Raw genomic sequence first — 21,148 nt, 5'->3', positions numbered from 1 at the left:
AAACTTTCGCCCAGATTGAAACCGAGCTATTCGTAGTCGCTAATGATAAGTGACTGTTAAAACGGGGCCCATTCCCAGTTCGCGGGAGCTGATATCAAGACCATTGAGGCTCTTGGGTACAATGATAAGCCCAGTGTTTTCTCCGTTAAGCCAAGATTGAAGTAAGCCCGAGTTGGTCAAATCGATACGGTAAACACCAGTCTCTTTTGGTGAGAAGGTGGTTAGGTAGTCGCCAGAACCGCCATGATCGTAAATCGATTGCCAGGTCGCCGTCTGCTCATTCCAATTTTGATTGACGCGATATAATTCAAAATTGCCAGTCGAAGCATTGGTCACGTGTAATGCCAATATCACTGAATCGAATTCAACGCCTTCAGGTAATGCAGAGACATCAAACTTCATCAGCGCATTGGTTTTTCCATATTTGGTATCAAGCAAGTCAGCAAGTAAGCCGTCTGCATGATTGTTGAAGTTTTCAGAAGCTTTGCTGGAGGCGATAAAGGTATCGTCGCTGGTTGGTAACGATAATGAGTTAACAGGTGTCTCACAGTCTTTGCGTTCGTTGTAGCTCACGACTAGTGCTGGTGGTGTACCTGTTTCGCTTGAATCAAAGTCAAGGCCATCTGTCGTACCGGCTGACGCGATGACTAGGCCAAAATTGCCATCATGATTCCATAGGTCGAGTAGGTGGCTGTCGGTTAAATCAACATCGACCGTTCCCGTTGATGATGGTATGAATTGGGTCAGTGTTCTTCCGGCGATTTGTTCACCATCCACCGAATTCCAGGTCGCCGATGAGTCTTTCCACTCCTGTGCAGCGACATGAGCGCCATATTTACCATAAGATTTGTTGGTGACTTGTAATTCAAGCTTAACACCGGCTATGTCGACACAAGTTGGAATGGATGAAACGTCAAAGGTCATGAGGCTCATGGTACTGCCGTAGGTAGAATCAGATGCATCGGCGAGCAAGCCATCTTCGTGTCCATCAAAGTTAGTGTCTGGCTGTGATTGTGCGACAAAAACATCTTGTGTGGCGGATAAGCGAATGAACGAAGGGGAGGTATCAGGATCTTGATTTTTAAGTATCGAGAGACGATCCGCGGATTGAACCAATTCCATCGTTTCTCCGACTTCGTTGAGTGACCACCAATTCACGTTCTCTGGTAAACGGAGGCTATCCGCTTCTCTCTCCTCTCTTGTCAGCGTTGAAGCTGAAGCATCAAACTGCGCAGTTCGGACGGTCATGGAGTTTTTCAACACTTGAATGACTTTTACTTGCTGAATACTTGCTGCATCTAGCGTCCAGCTTTTAGGGTCATTAGCAGAGCGGGCTGCTGCCCCCCAACTGCCTTCACCGATGTACACTGTTCCTCCGGTTGGCGAACTAACAAAGTCGTTACCGTCCGGTTTCAGTTCTCGGGTCGCTTTGGTTAAGTGACTATCTGATTCGACAACGAGATTCATACTGTGCTGGTAAAACAACTCTGCCCACCAGCTAAACAGATCTGGGCTATCAGACTTGGATGAAACGTGAGGAAACATTGGTCTGTGGTATTGTGCCACGCGCCAGATGTTCTCTTCGCCATGAGTGGCCAAATCTTGTTCTAGCCATTTGTTCATTTGGGAGGCATAGCTTGACCAGCCACTTTTGCGAAATTGGCTGTTCAGCGTGTAGACGCGAAGTAATGGCGAAATGTTAACAACGTTGTAGGTATCAAAAGGATTACACTCGCCATTACCGTCAGCATCGACTCCAAACACTTTACACAGCGTTGAGTAATCGTAATCTTCGTGGTTGCCGTGGGTTGGAATGAATGGGTAGGTACGTTTGTACGCTTTGCCATCTATCTGGTCACTGGAAAAGGTCAATGCCCAATCTTCTAAGTACTGAGCCATTTGCGACGCGCTGTTTTGGCTGGTGTAATCGCCGCCGTGAAGAATGAATAAGGGGCGAACCTTCGCGACTAGCTGATTCCCCATTCTTCGGTTGGTCCACCCTGTGCGAGTATCGCCCCCAGCGATCATGACAAACTCACTATTGTCTATAGGAGCGGTACGGAACCAAAAGCGCTCACCACAACCTTGTTGGTCACAGACACGATAGTAAATGGGGGAATCCGGCGTCAGGTTATCCAATCGGACAAAATAGCTGAGTAAGTCGCCAGCAAATACATGATCGTAGCTAGGCTGTTTGGTTAGCCATGTGGCTTCATCGGTTGACGTTCCATATTGCACATAGGGTTGTTCACTCTCGCCGTTAGGAGAGAATCCAATGACCGCTTCTCGAGCAGGGTCACTGTCCCAGACTACTCGATGATATTGTGCCGCGGCTCCCGCATTCAGGCTCGTGAGCCCGGCTACGGCTATAAGTGACAGTGTTGCAATCCTTCGAATCATAATAAAGTCCATAGTTTATGGGTTAGAATCGGTCTAAACTGACCATGAAAATTCGACTATCGGGCTTGAGTGACCAAGATTAAAAAGGCGGCATTTCGATAGGGAAGGGTTTTCACTTGCCCATCACGAAAGTCAACGGCGTTTGCCCCTTCGCCCAATCGAGAGTAAAAGCCGCTTAAAGGAATCGAATGGTCTGCTGTCCAGTAATCACCTTTGCGCACCCTAGGGAAAATTCCGCCACTGATTTTGACCTGTCCATTCGGCACCGAGAGGTTAATCAGTGTAGAGAGCTCGTCCGTTGTGGGGAGTCGCCAGTCACTGCGGCCACACAAGGATTCGGCGTTGGTTCGAGTGACATGGTCGAAACTGTCGCAGCGACCATCGTCAAAGAAACAATCACCGCGATCTGGGACACCTCGCGTGCCATCAAACCATGAGTACGACCAATACGAATCATGGATGTTTTCAGAGTCTGTTTTTACTTCCCAGAGTAATCCAGTTTTCTTATCCAACACGCAGTTCCAAGGCCCACTCCAGATATCGATGGGTTGACCTCTCATAGTTACCTTTTGCCATCGTGATGGTTGTGGTTCTGCTTGCTCAATGGGGTTGAAGTAGGCGATGACCACTATGCTTGCAATCAAAGTAGCGAGTATCGACAGTCGTTTGATCATTGTGTTACCTCAAGTGCCAAACGTATGCCTTGAGCATGTCGTGTGTGTGCTATTTGGGAATGGTCAAAAGCGGCAACCCAAAGACATACACCATCATGTATTGCAATGTCCTGAGCTGATCCTGTATCTAATTTTCGAGCGATTTCGAGTGACCATGCTCCGTTGTTCCACTGCCCAAATGCACGGACATCACCTCGGTCACCTTCAAACTGATTGGAGTTATGTAATACCGAAGGAAGGGGCGTCTTGAGGGGAGATTGGTCAATGTTATGTGAGTAAACCTTGGTGTCGTGCCAGCTCAGGTAAGGAGTGTGATTCGTAGATTGGTTGATAGACGAAAAAGAGCCGGTTAGGTCTGTATTAGGCAGTCGTTTCGGGGTGACGCCATTAGGTGAATACCACTGCCAATTCATGACGTAAGCCCCAGACTCTTTGCCGTCAGTGATATAGCCAGCGGTATAGCGCCTCTTCGCTGGGTCAACTTGCTGAGGAGTAGTGAACGAATTGTCATCCGCCTGATACATGCCATTGGTTCGTACAGCCTTCCAATGCCATAGATCACGAAGGCTGTTATCTGGCGAATAGTGATAACCTTTGCCGTGCCAATTGGCAGGTTTTCCCTCTAGTGGCTTAGGCCCAAGGTGAGCGGTTCCATCGGCGCCTAGGTTGCATGAATTGGAGATCATAATTGCAAGTTTGTCTTCATAGAATCGCTTTTCGTCGAAGCGATAAAAGCCGTCTTCTTGGACTTGCCAACCTTTGTCTGTTTTAACCAGAGGGAGGTGATCCAGACTTTCGGTTGGATCATCCCAAGTGATGTGGAAGAAAATATCCTGCTGGTTGTGGAGCGCTTTGATGCTGATGCGAGTATGCCCATTTTCAAACCCTTCTCCACCATAGGTTTCTACGTAGGTCGATGGTGTATTTTGCCAAATGGGCTCTTCGGCAATGCCATCAATGTTGATAACTTGCTCTGAAGGTAGGGTTGTGGCCGTCAGCACCGCAGAGGAAGTCAGAAAGATGCCCGCCCAAGGGAGAAGGGTAAGCGTTAATACGGCTAATATTTGCAGTATTTCATGCTTGGTTATTCGAGTTGAAAAGATAGTGAGAAATGCCGCCACACCATATTGAATAAAGTAACCGCCAGCGTGCAGAAATACGTAAAGTAGTGCCCCGTGTGCAAGATAAAAGTGAAGCTTGCTTGCATCACCTGCGTAACCGCCAAGCAGCAGCCACCCAGTCACAATTAATGCAGGGAAGAGGAGGTAGCTGACTTTAATGAAGCGTTGATTAAATGCGTTTATGCCTCGACGCTGGTTCGATTTAACACTCGGCTTGAGCCTCCAACGATAAATACAATATGAGAGCGCCAAAGCACTCAACGCAATACCGGAATAGATGTGGATTGAATGCAATTGCCCTTGAGGAAGCCACACCGAGAAGAAAAGCCATTGCGGATGGCTTACTGTTGCAATGCGAAAGCCTGTGAAAAGATTCATCAGAACACACAGCATGGCAAACCCATGCAGCACGACCCAAAGTAGTGTCCGTTTCATTAACCAGATTGAGCAAGTTGATAAAGGTGAGCCAACTTTAAAGGAAATGATTAAAAAGGATAGGATATGAATCACATATGAATTATGTTTAATATGAATTTCTTGTCACTGTAACAATTAGGGCGATGCGGAGACATTTATTCTATCAACTTAATAAACAAGGGTATTAGCCTTTAGCCCATATCACTCGTGGATTACATTGCTGGCGAAGCTACTTTAGTGCTGATTTATAGCAAAATGGTTCTTTAGAACAATGATGAATGGCGAGTAAAACTATGTGAAAAGGAAATGGCTCAGATCTAATCTGACAGGAACGAGTCGAAAAGGGAGTAACTGTCAGATCAGGTCTGAATTAATACATCAGTTCAGAAAATATTTAGTCCAAAGCTCCCTTTAATATCAAAAAGAACGGTCTCTGTTTTCTCTCTAGATGTTTGGCTTCCTTTCCTCAAAACATCAATTAATTGGGCGCGATCATTAAGAAACATCTGTCTTCTTTCTCTGATGGGCTTAAGTAGCTCTTGTAAGCATTCTTCTAGTATTTTTTTTGTTGTGCCGTCACCCAGCCCGCCGCGTTGATAATGTTCTTTGAGTTGGCTGATATAATCCTTATCTGGATGGAAAGCATCAAGGTAGGTAAACACGACATTGCCTTCGATGGACCCTGGCTCTTCTATTCTCAGGTGATTGGAGTCGGTATACATGGATTTGACCGCTACAGAGATTTCTTTTTCACTGGCACCGAGATTAATGGTATTGCCCATCGTCTTAGACATCTTATTTTTACCATCTGTACTAGGTAAACGGGGAACGTTACTGAGTAAAGGACGGCATTCATTTAAGACATCTTTTCCAGCTAATGAGTTTATTTTCCTCACTATCTCATTGGTTTGTTCTAGCATGGGTATCTGGTCATCGCCAACGGGAACTAGAGAGGCATTAAAAGCCGTGATATCAGCAGCTTGAGATATAGGGTAGGTAAGAAAACCTGCTGGAATAGAACGTTCAAATCCTTTGTTTTGAATTTCACTTTTGACCGTTGGGTTTCGCTCTAGCCGGCTGATAGTAACGAGATTACTGTAATACATAGTTAATTCGGCAAGAGCTGGTAGTTGTGACTGTAGACAAATGGTCGTTTTAGATGGGTCTATGCCGACTGCTAAGTAATCCGCAACCACATTTAGGATATTCGAAGATACCTTTTTCGGGTTATGAGCGTTATCAGTAAGGCCTTGTATATCCGCAACAAGAATGGTTTGCTCATGAGTGTTCTGTAGGTCGACACGCTGTTTTAAAGACCCGACATAATGTCCGAGGTGCAATGGGCCGGTCGCTCTATCTCCGGTTAAGATAACTTCTCGTATTTCAGTTGATTGCTTTTTCAGCATGATTTTATCTCCTAGTTAAATAGGTTGCTACTGGAGATAAAAGAAGTGACATACTTAGCTACCTTCCAGCAGCTAAAGAATGTAAGAATTCAGTGCCGCTCTAGTTAGAGCGCCACCAGAAGAAAGATGAAGTGAGTGCAGAAATATTGTTCATTCGAACAAGTTACCAATAAACATCCATAAAAACAAATCGTTGAACCCCATTTTCAATAGAAAGTTCATGTCAGCAAGGGGTGACGCGTAACGAAAAGTTCCCCTTTAAGTTGTAAGGGCATATACGTACTTTGAGCGTTCTGATATACATAATGTGGCTTGAGCTCGTCACGTATAGGCTCATTTCTGGACAACATGATGTAAGTGAATGCGTGAGTTAAGTCATGGCTATCTTGTAGGATAGACGTTCTACAACATATAGAGTATTACTTACACGCAATGATAGGTATGTGTTGCCAGTTCGTTGTGTATTGTCTAGTGAGCAAATCTCTACGCATAGCCCATTTTTTCTGTATTCCCTGAGCGCCAAGAAAAACAGTATCTCTTCCGTATCGGTCATTGATGTTATCAAACACAGACATAAGCTTATCGTTATTTGGTTCAGGGTTGAAAAGGTCAGGTTGAGCATATCTACCATCAACCAAATCAAGCAAACCCACCCCAATTTTATAGTAAGGCACACCAGGCTTATAGATTTCTTTAGCCATGGTAACACAAGCTTTAGTTATCTGGTTCACGTCAGAAGTCGGGTAAGCGAAGCGGTGTATAGCTCTATATGAAAATGTTTTTTCATCATAAGAGCTACTTGCAGCGAAACAAAGCACCACTTTACAAAGTGACTTTTGGTTACGTGCTTTACGGGAAGCGATGTTTGCATGTTGGCTTAGTGCCTGAGTCAATTCATCAAGTGTCTTGATTCGTTCACCCACAGAGCGAGTTGAGTAAATCTGTTTTTTATCTTGCTGGACGTTATCCCATACTTTACAGCTTTCACCATTTAATTCTCTCACTGTTCGTTCGACTTCAACGTTAAAATTTTTACGAGCAAGACCAACAGGGTAATTCTTTAACTGCAGGGCAGTAGTAATGCCTAAGTGTTTAAAGTGAGTAGTTAAGCGCCTGCCAATACCCCAGACGTCAGAAACTTCGAACAAAGACAGAGCCTTGTCTATATCTTGCTGATTTCCTAATATGCACACTCCCTGATGATCACGAATGTTTTTAGCGCAGTGGTTCGCGATTTTTGAAAGGGTGAGGGTAGGTGCAATACCAACGCAAACAGGTAAACGGCACTCTTTCCAAACAGCTTTACGCAGTTTTAAGCCATGCTCTTTTAAGTCAGGAATTGCAGGGTAAACACGCTCAAATGAAAGGAACGACTCATCGATTGAGTAAACATACTGTTGAGGTGCAAAGCGTCCTATTACGTCCATCATCTTTGATGATAAATCAGCGTAAAGCTCATAATTAGATGAGCAAACAATGACCCCTTTTTGCTCACAAAGGTTTTTAACTTTGAAATAGGGCGTAAATTTAGGAATACCTGCTATTTTTGCTTGTCGGTTTGCCGCCACAATCACACCATCATTGTTTGATAGAACAACGACAGGTTTTCCTCTCCATTCTGGCCGAAACACTTGCTCTGCAGAGCAATAGAAGCTATTAGAGTCAACGAGAGCAAACATATTAGTCCAACAAGTAACAAGGCCTAAAGCAGCGAATGGAGCGTATAACGACGCCTTCTATCGAAAATGTGTCATATTCCATAATCGGAACAGGTCGATACTTTGGATTGGCAGAAAGTAGTAATCGCTTGGTTAAGTCGAATTGCTTGCATACAAACTCACCATTTATGTTTGCAACGATTATGTCTAGATGTTGAGCGGTAGGGTAGCGGTCTACAATCAGAATATCATTATCAAAAATACCAACCCCTTGCATCGAATCGCCTTTAGCTTGACCGATAAAAGTTGAGCTTGGGTGATCTATAAGGAATTCATTCAGGTCACAACCAAGTTGAGCGTATTCAGCGGCAGGTGACTCAAAACCTGATACACCTGCGCTTGCGTAGATTGGGATTACATGCATACAACTAAGTACTGTTTAAATACACAGTGCTTAGTTTGAGCCAAAGAGAGGTACAGTTCAAGCCGAAAGTGTAGGAAAGGGAGTCGGTTGGCCAAAAAGACAGGTGCGGATTACCTAACAATACACAGCTAATGAAAATGTCAGATGCGTTGCGATCGTGAACCGTGACAGGTGGCAAGAGAGCTGCGAGGTGTTTTTTAATCGTAGTGCACCAACATCCACACAAAACAAAAGTAATCATAGAATTATGATTATGAGTAAATATTGTTTTTGGGGCACTAAAACGGTGAAACCCCGATGTTGGTAGCATCGGGGTTTCGAATTTTTAGAAGTCTCGGTTGGTAAGGCCGATATTCTTTATGCAAAAGGCTGGATGTAATCCTATTTAATTCCTTGGTAGGGAATTAAATGCGGATGAAGTCCATGTGCTCAACTTTTGGCTTGAAAGCGTGACGTTGAACGTCTTGTGGCTTAACTTTTACTTCAGCGCCATCGATCACTAGAACGATACCTTCGTAGAACTCAGGCTTGTCCATTTGGTTAACAACGTCGTCGTGGTTAAGAACGATAGATACTGGTGCAGCCTCACCACCGTAAACGATAGCAGGGAATTGACCAGCGTGACGTAGGCGGCGGCTCGCACCTTTACCTAGTTCAGTACGTACTACTGCTTCAAATTTCATAGTATTTACTCTCAAATATGAAAAAATAACGTCACATTCTGCGATGCGACCTCGCGTGAATGTGGTAAGCGCTTTCGAGTAATTGGTAGTAACTCTTCAAGCGAGCGCGGATACTATCACTCTCTGGTTTTTCTCGCAATAGAAAACCCGCTTAACAAGGTATCTTTTGAGTAAATATTTTCAGTCGCTTACTGTCGATTGAACCAAATGCAAGATAGCCATATTGTCATCTCCAAACAAGTATTCAAATGAACCGAATCTGAATATCTTTCTCACGCGTGATTAAGCCTCACCACAGTATTGTTCATATCGTAAATGAGAGATCGACTGAGGAGTTTTTATGAGTTCAGTAAGTATTGTGGTTATCGCGTTGAATGAAGAGAAGAGAATTGGCCGCCTAATGGAAGATTTGAGTAAACAGACACACCGTGGTTTTGAAGTGATTCTTGTTGACTCAGACAGCGAAGATGCAACTAGAGAAGTGGCGAGTGCGTATGAGGCTTCTTTACCTGCATTGACCGTGCATAAGATGGATACACGTGGTGAGAGTTTAGGGCGTAATACGGGCGTATCTATGGCAAAGCATGAGCGTTTGTTATTTCTCGATGCCGATGTGCGACTAGCGCCAAACTTTTTAGCTAACGTCGTCAGCCAGTTAGAAGAAAAGCAGCTTGAGGTTGCGGGTGTGTATATGGGCGCCAAAGATCTGCCTGTGGTACACAAGCTAGGTTATGGTTTGTTTAACTTAGGTCTGTTTACGACACAGTATATTTTTCCCACAGCGGTCGGGGCGTGTATTTTCTCGACCAAACGTGTTCACGAGCAGTTGAATGGTTTTGATGAGCAAATCGTTTTGTGTGAAGGCTGTGATTACGTGAAGCGTGCTAGCAAAACATGGCGCTTTCGCTTCTTGAATCTGACGTTCGGCTTTGATCCTCACCGCTTAGAACAAGAGGGTATTTTCAAAGTGGGCATGACTTACTTCAAAGCCAATGTGCGCCGATTCTTTTTCGGTGAAATGCGTAATAAAGAGATGGAAAACAAGTTCGGCCATTATAAAGAGCAGTAAGACTCAGGGTATAGCCACGTTTAAAGTGGCGCGTAATGAAGGGGGAGGTGGAGTACCTCTCTACGCGATTAGCGATTAGACTGGAATCTCGCTAGCATAATCTCTAATAAAACTCAGCTTCAATCAGCTGAGTTTTCCTTTTTTATAATTTTTAAGATATGGTTAAGGTATATAAATTGCCTATATTCAGTCTATTACGATGCTGATAATTAATAATAATCATATTCTCAACTTGCTTGCTGGCTCAGTGGAAGATGCTGAATCCGGACAAAAAACTATGCTTGGCGGTAATGAAGTTGCGTTGCTTCAATACATGATCGAACACCCTCATAAGCCTTTATCTAAGTCAGAACTTCTGGAACAGGTCTGGCACAAGAAAGGGGTTATTGTCGAAGAAAGTAGCTTGCTTCATTGTGTGTCAAGCTGCCGAAAAGCGCTTCAAGACAGAAATAGTGAAATTATCAGCACCATACGTGGTGTTGGTTATCAATTTAATGGTGATGTCAGAGATTATGAGCCTGAGGAAAACAGTGATGAGTCAGCTCAATCTACATCATTGAACGTTTCTGGAGAGGCGGATGCAGCGTCATCAGTATTGAGGAAGCAGAATGCACGTTATTTAGTGGTGTTTAGTTTGAGTGCTCTGGTGGGTTATCTTCTTATCTCAGCTATTCGCTCACCTTGGGTGGAGGCTGAGTATATAGAAACGCGTTACTTAGGGTGCACCGTACAGACGGATGAGCCGATTACTTTAGCTAACGTACGTGCCTTTCAAACAGGAAATCAGGTGATACTGGTGGATCAGGATGGGACGTCGGTCAGCTACCTTCCGGAAGAAGTGGAGGTGGTGTGTGAATAAGAAAATAACCCTTTTCAGCGTGATAGCAGGCCTACTCATTGGTGGACTGGCGGCATACGACAATTCACCTACAATGAATCAGAACTTTGATAGTCATACGCAAATTGTGGTGCCTGATCGAGAAGGGAGTGAGCTTGTTAAGATGCGTGCCTCACTGAATTTAAAGCGCTCTGGCCAATACGAGTTGTACTTCCTAACAGATAACATGATTGGATTTAATACGACGGGTCAGTACGATTTTAACTCTTATGGTTTATCGCTGATGCCCACTTCTGCAGAACGAGTGATCCCTGAAGGAAAAACACTGAACTTAATGGAAACGATGTTTAGTCAACGAGGAATGCATTCAATGGAAGAGCTAAAAGTGATCCGGATTGGTAAAGAGCAAACGATCTTGGTGGCACCGAGGTATTCTTACCTGTTTGTAACCGCTGAAAAATAATGTACAAAAACAGTGCAAAGCCAGCATCTTAATGCTGGCTTTTTTTATGCTATTTTTTCTTTTAAAACATGACTTTGAGGTTTTTTTATAATGGTTCATGATTAAATATCATTCACCTGACAAAGCCCTAACTTAGCAAGAAAAATCTTAGGTATAACAAGCGGCAAGTTTCATCAATTAGAGACAAATCATGAAAAATTACAAGGCGTTGCCACTGTCTGTTTTATGTACTGCTAGCTCCGTGTTTGCCGTGAACGTGACAGCAGAAGAGCAAGCTCCAGCCACTCCGGTGACCGTAGAGATTGTTGCTGAACAATCCAGTACGGCTTCAATTAATGAAGTCGGGAAAATTAAAGCTACAGACTCAGCCGCGCTGACTTTCAGTGCAGGTGAAAAGCTGAAAGCATTGAACTTCAGTGATGGTGATGTTGTTAAGGAAGGTGAGTTGATTGCTCAGCTTGATGATGACCAAGCAAAAGCTGAACTGGATAAAGCAGAGAGCTCGTTGGCACTCGCCGAGTCTAAATTGAATCGTGTTTTGGCCCTCTTAAAGAAGCAGCCTGACTCCATGTCTGCGCAGGATGTTGAAGAATTAAAGCAGGAGGCCAACCTAGCGCGTGCTGATTTTCGCCAAAAGAAAACCGATATGCAAAATTATCAGTTGATTGCGCCCTTTGATGGCCAGTTAACGAACTTTACCCATTCTGTCGGTAGCCGTGTAGAAGCAGCAACAGCACTGGTTAGCCTTATTAAACTTGATCCAGTTGAAGTGCATTACTCGATCAGCCAATCAGAAGTTGGTAAAGCTAAGTTAGGTCAAACAGTGTCATTAACCGTGGATGCTTACCAAGACCAGACTTTCACTGGTACCGTTAATTACATCGCACCACTTGTAGACGAAAGCTCGGGTCGAGTCGAAATTCACGCGCATCTGGACAACCCTGACAATGCGTTGGTCCCTGGCATGTTTGCTAAGGTCTCCCAGACCGTTAGTGAGGAACATGCAGAAGTGGTCGTTTCTCAAACGGCAATTGAGACAGACGGTGATGAGCGCTTTGTTTGGGTTGTTGAAAATGAGAAGGCCATCAAGCGTCCTATCACACTCGGTGAAAATACCAACAATGGCTATGTTGTGATCGAGTCTGGCTTGAATCTAGGCGAAACAGTGGTTGTTACGGGGCGTCAAAACCTAACTTCAGGCTCTCGCGTGGCGGTTAAGCAGACCAAGTCACAGCTCACACTGCCTTCTCGGACTCTACCAGCCCAACCTGAAAAACAGGTCGAGGAAGAAAAAACAGTAGCGGAAAATGAGACGCCGGTAAGTTCTGAAACTCCAGAAACAGAGGCCGCTGAAGTTAATACAGAAGAATCACAAGCGGTCGTGGAACCAACGGATACCAAAACTGAAGAGGTGACGGATGAAGCTTCCTGAGATATGTATTAAACACCCAGTATTTGCATCTGTTTTAAGTATAGCGATCGTTTTATTGGGTATTGTTTCTTATCAGAAACTGGCTATTCAATATTTTCCTGAACGTCAAACTGCTTCTGCGTCAGTAAGTGCTTCGATTACGGGAGCAAGTGCTGAGTTTATGTCGCAAAATGTGGCAGAAGAATTAATCACTGCTGTCACTGGTCTGGATAAGATTAAAACCATGACCACAGATTGCCAAGAGGGCAGCTGTTCTCTCAAAATTCAATTTGAAGATGGGATCAGTGATGTTGAGTACGCAAGTTTGATGAATAACTTGCGAAGCAAAGTGGATGGTATTTCTGATTTCCCTCCAGCGATGACTGACAAGCCAACGGTTACCGATGACTCTTCTGAGACATCGATGCCAAGTAATATCATTACCTTTGTCAATCGCAGTAGCTCGATGGACAAACAAGAAATGTTTGATTACATCAGCCAACAGCTTGCGCCTCAATTTAAGAACGTACTTGGCGTGGGTGGTGTATGGGGTCCATATGGTGGCTCTAATCGAGCAATTCGCGTCTGGCTGCAGCCTGAGCGTATGGCGGCGTTGAATGTTAGTGCGTCAGATGTGGTTGGGACATTGAGTACTTATAATGCCACATTTACTGCTGGCACGATTAAAGGCGAAGTTCGTGATTTCTCAATCAACCCTGTCAATCAGGTCACGTCTATCGAAGATGTTCGTGACTTAGTGATTCGTGTCGATAATGGTAACATCATTCGCGTTAACGATGTGGCTGATATTCAGATGGGAGAAGAGAGTTTAGAGCCTAGTATGCTGCACGTTGACGGCGATGTGGCTATGTCTCTGCAGGTTCTTCCTTTGAAGACTGAAAACCCAGTGACAGTAGCGAATCGCGTAAAAGATGCAATGGCAAGGATGGAAATGCCAGAAGGCATTGAGATGAAGATGGTTTACAACCAAGCGGACTTCATCGAAGAGGCTATCGACCAAGGGTTTATGACTTTGGTCGAAGCAATTGTCCTTGTATCTGCGATAGTGGTGCTGTTTTTAGGCTCGTTACGCGTCGCAGCGATCCCTCTGATCACTATTCCAGTTTGTGTCATTGGCGTATTTGCAGTGATGGCTTTACTAGGGTTTAGCATTAATGTACTGACCATTCTTGCCATTATTCTCGCCATCGGCTTGGTGGTCGATGATGCTATCGTTGTGGTTGAAAACTGTTATCGTCATATTGAAGAAGGGCTGCCTCCTTTCCAAGCGGCGCTTAAAAGCTGTAAAGAGATCGTTTTCCCCGTTATTGCGATGACTTTAACATTGGCAGTGGTTTACCTTCCAATTGGCTTAATGTCTGGTTTGACAGCGGATTTATTTAGACAGTTTGCCTTTACGCTGGCAGCAGCCGTCATTATTTCAGGATTTGTCGCTTTAACCTTATCTCCGATGATGAGTGCGTACATGTTACGCTCTGTTACGGTGTCACCAAAGTGGTTCCAGTGGGTTGAAGTTAAGCTCAATGCAATGACAGATAAGTATATGGCTTATTTGAATGCTTGGTTTAAACGTCCACGTATGGTGATGTCAGGTACGGCTGCTTTGATTGCTTTGTCCATTGTCGCGGTCTGGTTCATGCCTAAAGTCCTTCTGCCAACAGAGGATACTGGCTTTATAGAAGTATCCTCTCATGGACCTGCTGGCGCTGGTCGTCTATATGACCTTGAAAATGCTGGTCAAATCAATGAAGTCTTTGGAGGAAATGATGCGATTGAAGCCAATCTTGCTTATATCGAAACCGCTCCAACTAACCATGTATTGTTGAAGCCTTGGGAAGAGCGCGATAAGAGTGCAGATGAAGTCATTGCAGAGATGAGTGCTAGAGCGAGTGAAATCATCTCCGCTTACACGACCTCTTTTTCAGTACGTTCTGCAGATAACCTTGATGTTGCGGACAATCTGATTCTGCAGATCACAACAGTCAACCGTGATCTGGATGAACTGTCTAATACTGCAGAAAAAGTGGTGAAGCTGCTTGAAGACTATGAAGGCCTATCGAACGTTGATAACTCAACGCATCGTGACCAGTTAAGGTTCGATTTGTCAATTGACCGTAATGCGATTGTATTATCCGGTGTTGACTACGCTAACGTTACTAATGCGATTTCAACTTTCTTAGGTTCAGTGAAAGCCGCGGATTTACAAGCCGATGATGGTTTTACTTACCCAATTCAGGTTCAGGTTAACCGTAAAGCGCTGGGGGACTTTAAAGTCTTAGATAAGCTTTATGTGAGCTCTGAATCGGGTCAGAGGTTGCCATTGTCTCAGTTTGTCTCAATCAAACCAGTAACTGCAGAATCGAACATCAAAACATATGGTGGCAAGGATGCAGCGGAAATTACGGCGGACTTAGTCCCTGGTTACAGCGCGGATGATGTTCAAGCCTTCATTGATGCTCAGTTGCCAGAGTTGCTAAAAGCGGGGCAGAGCTATGAATATGACGGTGTCATTAAAGAGCTTAATGAGTCCTCTGCGGGTATGCAGATGCTATTTGGTCTGGCATTGATCTTTATCTTCCTGATCCTTGCTGCACAGTTCGAAAGCTTCGTTGACCCACTGGTTATTCTGATCACCGTTCCTCTATGTCTGGTTGGTGCGATATTAACGCTCAGTGTATTTGGGCAGAGCTTGAACCTATACTCCAAGATTGGTTTGCTGACTTTGGTAGGCTTAGTAACCAAACACGGTATTTTGATGGTAGAGTTTGCCAACCTTAAGCGTAAAGAAGGGATGGAAGTTATGGAGGCGGCATTGATGAGTGCGCGTTCTCGTCTTCGTCCTATCTTGATGACGTCTCTGACGATGATCATTGGCTCTCTGCCTCTTGCCTTAGCTGAAGGCCCCGGTTCATTAGGTCGAGTGAATATTGGCCTTGTTCTGGTGGGTGGTTTGACAATTGGTACTTTCTTCTCCTTGTTCTTTGTGCCTATGGCTTATGTCGCTGTTGCTAAAATACGCGAAAAAAGCTTGGCGCGTAAGCAGCTTGTGGAGGGCTAAGACGTGTTAATCATTAATGAAAGTCATATTCTTGATATTGAACAGGGGTATATCCATAGTCAGGGAAGCAATGTCCGCCATCCAATTGGAATCAATGAAATTGCGTTGTTGACTTACATGATTGATCATGTCGGAGAAACGTTAACCAAGCATGAACTGATGCATGAGGTTTGGTTGAAGCGAGGTATTGTGGTTGAGAGCAGTAGCCTGCTGCACTGTATCTCAAACTGCCGACGAGCCTTGGAAGATCGTGCGGGTGAAATCATCCGCACGGTTCGTGGAACAGGTTATGAGTTTGTTGGTCGTGTCGAAAAGTATCAACCGGAGTCTAATCCAGAACCTGCTGAGGCCGCAGCCCCTGAGGTTGTCGAGGTACCCGCTTCTTTGGCGCCAGCTAAAGAGACGTTAGGCAGTCGAATCGCGCAGTACCGTACCCAATTAATGGCCGTCGGTTTGTTTGCTTTTGGTGCTGTATCGAGTTACTTGATCGTCGAACACTCGCATTCGCCATTAGCGTACACGTCTTTCGAACAGCAAGAGTTTGCTTCTTGCTGGTTCACACCCGAAAACAACGGAGCGAAAGTGAGCTACCAGAACGCGACGCTATATGATTTTGATGAACTCACCTTGTTAGTGGATAGCAAAGGTCGATCTTTGAGTTTCAGTGCAGAGAGTGGAGTTGTGAGTTGTGAATAAGTTATTGACCATCATTCCTCTTATCGCTGGTGCGGTTGTCGGAGCGGCGGTGTCTTACAGTGACGATAACCAACTGAATCGTCATATGATAAGCCACACGGTGGCACATGTGACTTCAAGTGATCCAGATGAGAATTTCTCTGCCACGTTGCCATTACGTCTTGAGCTTACCTTAAAAGAGAACAGCCGTTACGATGTGTACGCGGTTTTACCGAAAAGCCGCGTGGGTTACACAGGTTCGGGTCGTTATGAACTTGATAGTGATGGTGTGTTCTTTGCTGTAGAAGAGCATGAACCGTTGGATATTGAACCTTTACGTCAAGGCATGGTTGAACAATTGTTTGTCAGGCCTGGTTCTTTTGACGGCCATATGAAAGTGGCTAAGTTGGGTGAAAATAGTGCTGCTCTGGTGGGGCACAAAGTCGTTTTGCATATGACTTATTAATCACGGGCTTTAATGGGCACAAAACGGCAACCTTTCGTTGCCGTTTTTTTTTTTAGCTTGAGGCTGTATCTGGAGAGAATCGATAAACAATAATACCTGGTTTATTGCCTAAATATTCCAGCATCGGACTATCAACGACTTTCCCTTCCTTAGATGAAGCATGTCTCAAAAGCGGAGTGTCTCCATTTTCTATGAAAATGCCGGTATGGGATACGTCTAATCCTCGCTTATGACTATAAATGCCGATCAGGTCGCCACTTTTTAGTTCTCTAATCAAAGCGTCATCGACAAATTCACGCGGAATAAAACTGATATCTTTGTACTTTATGGGTACAGAAGGGATCCAACGTTCACCCTCTGGGGTCTTTTGGTTGATTTGCTTGACCGTCGTAACGGCTCTCGCATCTAGCTGACGGGTGACATCCTGGACATGAAATGCACTGTCGTCTAACCAGTCAGAAAAGAAATGGCGACGTGTAATGAAATCAACGTTGCCGTAGAGATAACGTGCCAGCTTAAGGTTTTGGTCGAACTGGTTGAAGGAGTCCGAGAAGGCGAGGGAAGTCACGTAATCAAGTAGGGTAAAACAATCGACATGATTAAAGTTTTTAACCAACTCCTCCTTCTCTGAGTTGATGGAAGTGAGAGTGTTGGTTTCATAGTCGACTCCGATAAACAGCTCCGAAGTCTGAACGATACGCTCAGGTGTTGTGAGTTGATTGTCATTCTGAATCGCGGTTAGCACGTCCTGTTCGTCTATGCGTTTATCTTGAGTTACGCGTAGGTAGCTGGTGACAAGACTGCCACCAGCTATAGTTATGCCGGTAATAGTTAATACCAATAGGGCTTTATTCATTCGATCATCCTTGTCTAGCCTCTTGCTTTTATCTGTTTTGATGTTGTTTCATAACTCAAACCTAACGGAGTGTTAATCTAATTAATAAATGAAATAACCTTAAAAATCGTAACTGAGGCTCATGGTTGAGTAGATTTCATCGTTAGATTGATCGTCTGCCACTGTGGTGTTGTAGATATATTCCACATCGAAAACCAACGCCAAACTGCCCATGAGAATATTCTTCATATACGCTTTGGTGTTGTAATGGGTATTTTCTTCACCGTGCGCGACGTCAACGGCGGCTCCCACAGAAAAGGTTTCTGAAAACGATACTGAGCCATCAATATTCGAAGTTGCGATCACTTCGTAGTTGCGTAAAGAAGGGAATTCACTGTCGTTTGGCTGACGTTCAGATATTCGATAACCCGGACCGAGTGATACAGACAGCTTGGCTGTTTCTGTGTTATGTAAATAGAAACCGAGACCACTCATTAAAACCCATTGCTTGCGATATGTACCGTATAGGTCATTCTCAAATCGTGTGGCAGCTTTTAAGAAGCTAGCCTTGGTATAATCGTAGGTTGAGCCAGCGTTGATCGTATAGCGATTAGCACCATCATCGTCGTTGTCAGCGTCTGTATAGTAACTTTCAAATCCACCTTTATGTTCCCATTGGTTCTCACTGTATTTTAAATTCAACGCAGTATTGTATGACAGGGAAGAACTGGTGTTTTCAGTGTAGATAAAGCCCAGTTTTGTTTGAGCTGTAAAAGGGTCTTTAGGAAGTGTCTCTTCAACCTCCGCATGAACTGTACTCGTACTTAGAGCGGCAGCAAGAGCAATGATTAACTTTGTTTTCATGAGAATAAAACAGTTCTTGAACAATATTTGCTCATTGTGTTTGCCCCACCTGAAAATGTTAACTGAATCATCATGAATAATGATTTGTCTCAGTGCTGTTGTTCTCAAATGATGTAAATGAAAGGCGGCGTTCCAAGCGAACGGGCATAAAGATGTGGCGGCTGAAATCGGTTCAGATATGAAAAAGAGCAGGAGCCTGCTCTTGAGTTTTTAGTCGTTTTAGTGGGTAATTTTTAGCGATAATATGGCTTTCAGCCCTCCCATGGAACTTCGATCTAGTGTCAATTTACCGCGATAACTGTGGGCCATTTCACTGACAATGTTTAAGCCTAATCCTGTACCTGGAGTCGTTTCATCTAGACGAACTCCGCGTTTGGTGACTTGTTCGAGTTTTTCATCAGGGATGCCTTTACCATCATCTTCAACAATGATGTCGATGGTTTCTGCATTGTGGTGATTTTGAGCGGAGTGAACGCGAATGATACTGTTAGACCACTTGTAAGCATTTTCCAAAATATTACCTATCATTTCATCCAAGTCGGTTTGATCTACGGCGGTAACTAACTCTGAGTCCAGTTCGTTGATCAAAGTAATATCACGCTCTGCATAGACTTTGTCGAAAGCCATTGAGATCGCATCCACACGTCTAGAAGGGTAGGATTTAACCGATAAAATGTTCTTAGAGCCCGCCATTCGAGCTCGGCCTAAGTGATAGTCAATCTGGTTTTGAATTTGATCGAGCGAAGGTTGAAGATGTTGCTTTGTGTGTTCGTCTTTGTTGGCGACTTCATTTTTAAGGACAGAAAGGGGAGTCTTCAGTGCATGGGATAAATTCCCCGCATGGTGACGAGCTCGCTCTAACAACTCTTGATAGTGGAAAACCAAGGCATTTAAGTCCGAAACGACAGGAGCTACTTCACGTGGATAATCTTCTTCAAGCTGGGTCTTTTTACCTGAACGCAGTTGAGAGAGCTCTTTGTGCATCTTGGTGAGTGGGCTCAGAGACCACTGCACTTGAATAATGATAAGGGTCAGGATGCCAAGATAAAGTAGGGCGAGTATAACCCAAAGTTGGCCCATCAGACTGCGTACCGTGTCTTCTATCGGTTGTTCATCAATACCGATAGTGACTTCAATTGGGCCATCATAATCTGGGTAGTACAGTGTGGACTCAATGTAGATGAGCTTTTCACCTCGAGCACCCAGCAAATCATGTTTGCCTTTTGGGGTTAGCACTTTATCCCATAGGGAGCGAGAGCGCAGTAAGTCTTTATCTGTTTTGGCGGACCAGTAAAGTCCACTGTATGGGCGGTTGAACCTTGGATCAGAGAGAGGAGTGGTGATGGTTACATTGCCTTCCTCATCCGCCTCAATCGTAGCCGCGATCTCATCCATGTAAGTAGCAAGCTGAATTTTAGCGTCACCTTCCATGTAGACGTAAACTTGAGAAGGTACTGTAACACCTGCCGCGATGATCATGGCTGTTAGCCAGACAACAGCGGCCAGCACTAGACGGCTCTTTAGACTGAGCCGTTTGAGTAAATGCGTTTTTTTATTCGGCATTAAGCTGATACCCCAGTCCTCGTACCGTTTTGATGACTTTAGGGGCTATTTTTTTGCGAATGCGGCCAATAAACACCTCGATGGTATTTGAATCGCGGTCAAAGTCTTGTTTATAGATGTGCTCTACCAACTCGGTACGAGAAATAACCTTCTCAGGGTTATGCATAAAGTAAGCAACAACTTTGTATTCGAGTGCGGTTAGGTCAACGGCTTGGCCTTGCCACATGACTTTAGATGAGCGTGTATCTAAGCTAAGGTTGCCGACTTGCATAACCGGTGAGGCATTACCCGAGGCTCGGCGAAGCTGGGCGCGAATGCGAGCGATCAGTTCAACCATTTCGAACGGTTTGGTCTGGTAATCGTCTGCACCTGCATTAAGGCCTTCAACGCGTTGAGTTAGGGTATCACGCGCGCTCAGAATAATGACGGGCGTGTTGATGTTCTCATCTCGAATGCCTTTTAGAACGGTCAAACCATCAATCTTTGGTAGGCCAAGGTCAAGTACAATCGCATCCCATTCCTCGGAGGTTGCACGGTAGAGTGCGTCAATGCCATCTGTTGACAGTTCAGGTACCCAACCGTTCTGTTCAAGGGCTTCTATGATTTGTTCCCCAAGGCGAGGTTCATCTTCCACTACAAGTATTTTCATGACGTTCTTCTTCTAATTCTTAAGAGCTTGTTTGAAATTGCGACCTTTGATGAGCATCATCTCAAGCGTTTTCGCGTTGTACTCAACTTTGATGATGTTGTTGTTGTAATTTAACTTTAGTTCGTAAATCCAGATGTCATCATCTTCTTCAAGTTCGACTTTGATAATGCGTCCGCGAAGGTCTTGTTCTACTGCAGCATAAAGATCGGAAAAGGGACGAATATAACCTTTACGAACAGCGTCATAAACTTCATCTTGATCTTCTTCGAATTCAATTTCTGTCCCGGCTTTATGGACATCTTGCACGAGAGCGTGCCCATCATGGTGCTTGTCCGCATAGGAGGGATAAGCAAGCACAACACAAAATGTGACGGCAAGGGCGCAGACTAACTGCTTATGATACATAGTGTTACCTTCTCGGAAATTCTATGGCTGAGTATAATAAATCTTTTC

General features: G+C 44.5%; 19 protein-coding genes. 7 read left to right on the top strand and 12 right to left on the bottom strand.

Annotation, left to right across the window (positions count from 1 at the left end):
- Positions 1 to 39: 39 nt before the first annotated feature.
- The 7 genes from L1D31_RS10815 to rplY all read right to left on the bottom strand — a co-directional run bounded on the left by L1D31_RS10815 (position 40) and on the right by rplY (position 8,783).
- Positions 40 to 2,400, bottom strand: coding sequence for a DNRLRE domain-containing protein (locus L1D31_RS10815; RefSeq protein ID WP_239837140.1), 2,361 nt, complete (start codon positions 2,398 to 2,400; stop codon positions 40 to 42).
- Between the two features lie 56 nt (positions 2,401 to 2,456).
- Complete coding sequence (locus tag L1D31_RS10810; RefSeq protein ID WP_239837139.1) at positions 2,457 to 3,074, bottom strand: DUF1566 domain-containing protein; 618 nt, start codon at positions 3,072 to 3,074, stop codon at positions 2,457 to 2,459.
- Positions 3,071 to 4,630, bottom strand: a complete 1,560-nt coding sequence (locus tag L1D31_RS10805; RefSeq protein WP_239837138.1) for an ethylbenzene dehydrogenase-related protein — start codon at positions 4,628 to 4,630, stop codon at positions 3,071 to 3,073. Before L1D31_RS10805 ends, L1D31_RS10810 begins: the two co-directional genes overlap by 4 nt.
- Before the next feature lie 365 nt (positions 4,631 to 4,995).
- Entirely contained in the window at positions 4,996 to 6,018 is a 1,023-nt protein-coding gene (trpS, locus tag L1D31_RS10800) for a tryptophan--tRNA ligase (protein ID WP_239837137.1), read from the bottom strand.
- 419 nt (positions 6,019 to 6,437) lie between these two features.
- Positions 6,438 to 7,697, bottom strand: coding sequence for a Y-family DNA polymerase (locus L1D31_RS10795; protein ID WP_239837136.1), 1,260 nt, complete (start codon positions 7,695 to 7,697; stop codon positions 6,438 to 6,440).
- Between the two features lies 1 nt (position 7,698).
- Positions 7,699 to 8,100, bottom strand: a complete 402-nt coding sequence (gene umuD / locus L1D31_RS10790) for a translesion error-prone DNA polymerase V autoproteolytic subunit (protein WP_239837135.1) — start codon at positions 8,098 to 8,100, stop codon at positions 7,699 to 7,701.
- 404 nt (positions 8,101 to 8,504) lie between these two features.
- Positions 8,505 to 8,783, bottom strand: coding sequence for a 50S ribosomal protein L25 (gene rplY / locus L1D31_RS10785; protein ID WP_239837134.1), 279 nt, complete (start codon positions 8,781 to 8,783; stop codon positions 8,505 to 8,507).
- Positions 8,784 to 9,123: 340 nt separating this feature from the next.
- On the opposite strand from rplY, the gene L1D31_RS10780 reads away from it, so the two are divergent.
- From L1D31_RS10780 to L1D31_RS10750, 7 genes are all read left to right on the top strand, one after another.
- Positions 9,124 to 9,852 (top strand): glycosyltransferase, encoded by a 729-nt coding sequence (locus tag L1D31_RS10780; protein ID WP_239837133.1) that lies wholly within the window; start codon positions 9,124 to 9,126, stop codon positions 9,850 to 9,852.
- 199 nt (positions 9,853 to 10,051) lie between these two features.
- Positions 10,052 to 10,711, top strand: a complete 660-nt coding sequence (locus L1D31_RS10775) for a winged helix-turn-helix domain-containing protein (RefSeq protein ID WP_239837132.1) — start codon at positions 10,052 to 10,054, stop codon at positions 10,709 to 10,711.
- Complete coding sequence (locus L1D31_RS10770; protein ID WP_239837131.1) at positions 10,704 to 11,153, top strand: hypothetical protein; 450 nt, start codon at positions 10,704 to 10,706, stop codon at positions 11,151 to 11,153. The genes L1D31_RS10775 and L1D31_RS10770 overlap by 8 nt, the downstream gene beginning before the upstream one ends.
- Positions 11,154 to 11,343: 190 nt before the next feature.
- The gene (locus L1D31_RS10765; RefSeq protein ID WP_239837130.1) at positions 11,344 to 12,585 is read left to right on the top strand and encodes an efflux RND transporter periplasmic adaptor subunit; all 1,242 of its coding nucleotides are present in this window, start codon (positions 11,344 to 11,346) and stop codon (positions 12,583 to 12,585) included.
- On the top strand, positions 12,572 to 15,643 hold the full coding sequence (locus tag L1D31_RS10760; protein ID WP_239837129.1) for an efflux RND transporter permease subunit: 3,072 nt from the start codon (positions 12,572 to 12,574) through the stop codon (positions 15,641 to 15,643). Before L1D31_RS10765 ends, L1D31_RS10760 begins: the two co-directional genes overlap by 14 nt.
- A gap of 3 nt (positions 15,644 to 15,646) precedes the next feature.
- The gene (locus tag L1D31_RS10755) at positions 15,647 to 16,339 is read left to right on the top strand and encodes a winged helix-turn-helix domain-containing protein (protein WP_239837128.1); all 693 of its coding nucleotides are present in this window, start codon (positions 15,647 to 15,649) and stop codon (positions 16,337 to 16,339) included.
- Positions 16,332 to 16,784, top strand: coding sequence for a hypothetical protein (locus L1D31_RS10750; RefSeq protein ID WP_239837127.1), 453 nt, complete (start codon positions 16,332 to 16,334; stop codon positions 16,782 to 16,784). The genes L1D31_RS10755 and L1D31_RS10750 overlap by 8 nt, the downstream gene beginning before the upstream one ends.
- A 52-nt stretch (positions 16,785 to 16,836) precedes the next feature.
- On the opposite strand, the gene L1D31_RS10745 is transcribed toward L1D31_RS10750, so the two are convergent.
- The 5 genes from L1D31_RS10745 to L1D31_RS10725 all read right to left on the bottom strand — a co-directional run bounded on the left by L1D31_RS10745 (position 16,837) and on the right by L1D31_RS10725 (position 21,100).
- Positions 16,837 to 17,640, bottom strand: a complete 804-nt coding sequence (locus L1D31_RS10745; RefSeq protein ID WP_239837126.1) for an N-acetylmuramoyl-L-alanine amidase-like domain-containing protein — start codon at positions 17,638 to 17,640, stop codon at positions 16,837 to 16,839.
- 99 nt (positions 17,641 to 17,739) lie between these two features.
- On the bottom strand, positions 17,740 to 18,483 hold the full coding sequence (locus L1D31_RS10740; RefSeq protein WP_239837125.1) for a DUF481 domain-containing protein: 744 nt from the start codon (positions 18,481 to 18,483) through the stop codon (positions 17,740 to 17,742).
- A 219-nt stretch (positions 18,484 to 18,702) separates the two neighbouring features.
- Positions 18,703 to 20,046, bottom strand: a complete 1,344-nt coding sequence (locus L1D31_RS10735; protein WP_239837124.1) for an ATP-binding protein — start codon at positions 20,044 to 20,046, stop codon at positions 18,703 to 18,705.
- On the bottom strand, positions 20,036 to 20,695 hold the full coding sequence (locus tag L1D31_RS10730; protein WP_239837123.1) for a response regulator transcription factor: 660 nt from the start codon (positions 20,693 to 20,695) through the stop codon (positions 20,036 to 20,038). Before L1D31_RS10730 ends, L1D31_RS10735 begins: the two co-directional genes overlap by 11 nt.
- Positions 20,696 to 20,707: 12 nt before the next feature.
- Positions 20,708 to 21,100: a PepSY domain-containing protein gene (locus L1D31_RS10725; protein WP_239837122.1), complete on the bottom strand. Its 393-nt coding sequence runs from the start codon at positions 21,098 to 21,100 to the stop codon at positions 20,708 to 20,710.
- Positions 21,101 to 21,148: the final 48 nt, after the last annotated feature.

Source organism: Vibrio sp. Isolate23, assembly GCF_022398095.1.
In the GTDB taxonomy this organism is placed as follows: Bacteria; Pseudomonadota; Gammaproteobacteria; order Enterobacterales; family Vibrionaceae; genus Vibrio; species Vibrio coralliilyticus_A.
This window is presented reverse-complemented; position numbering and strand designations above follow the sequence as displayed.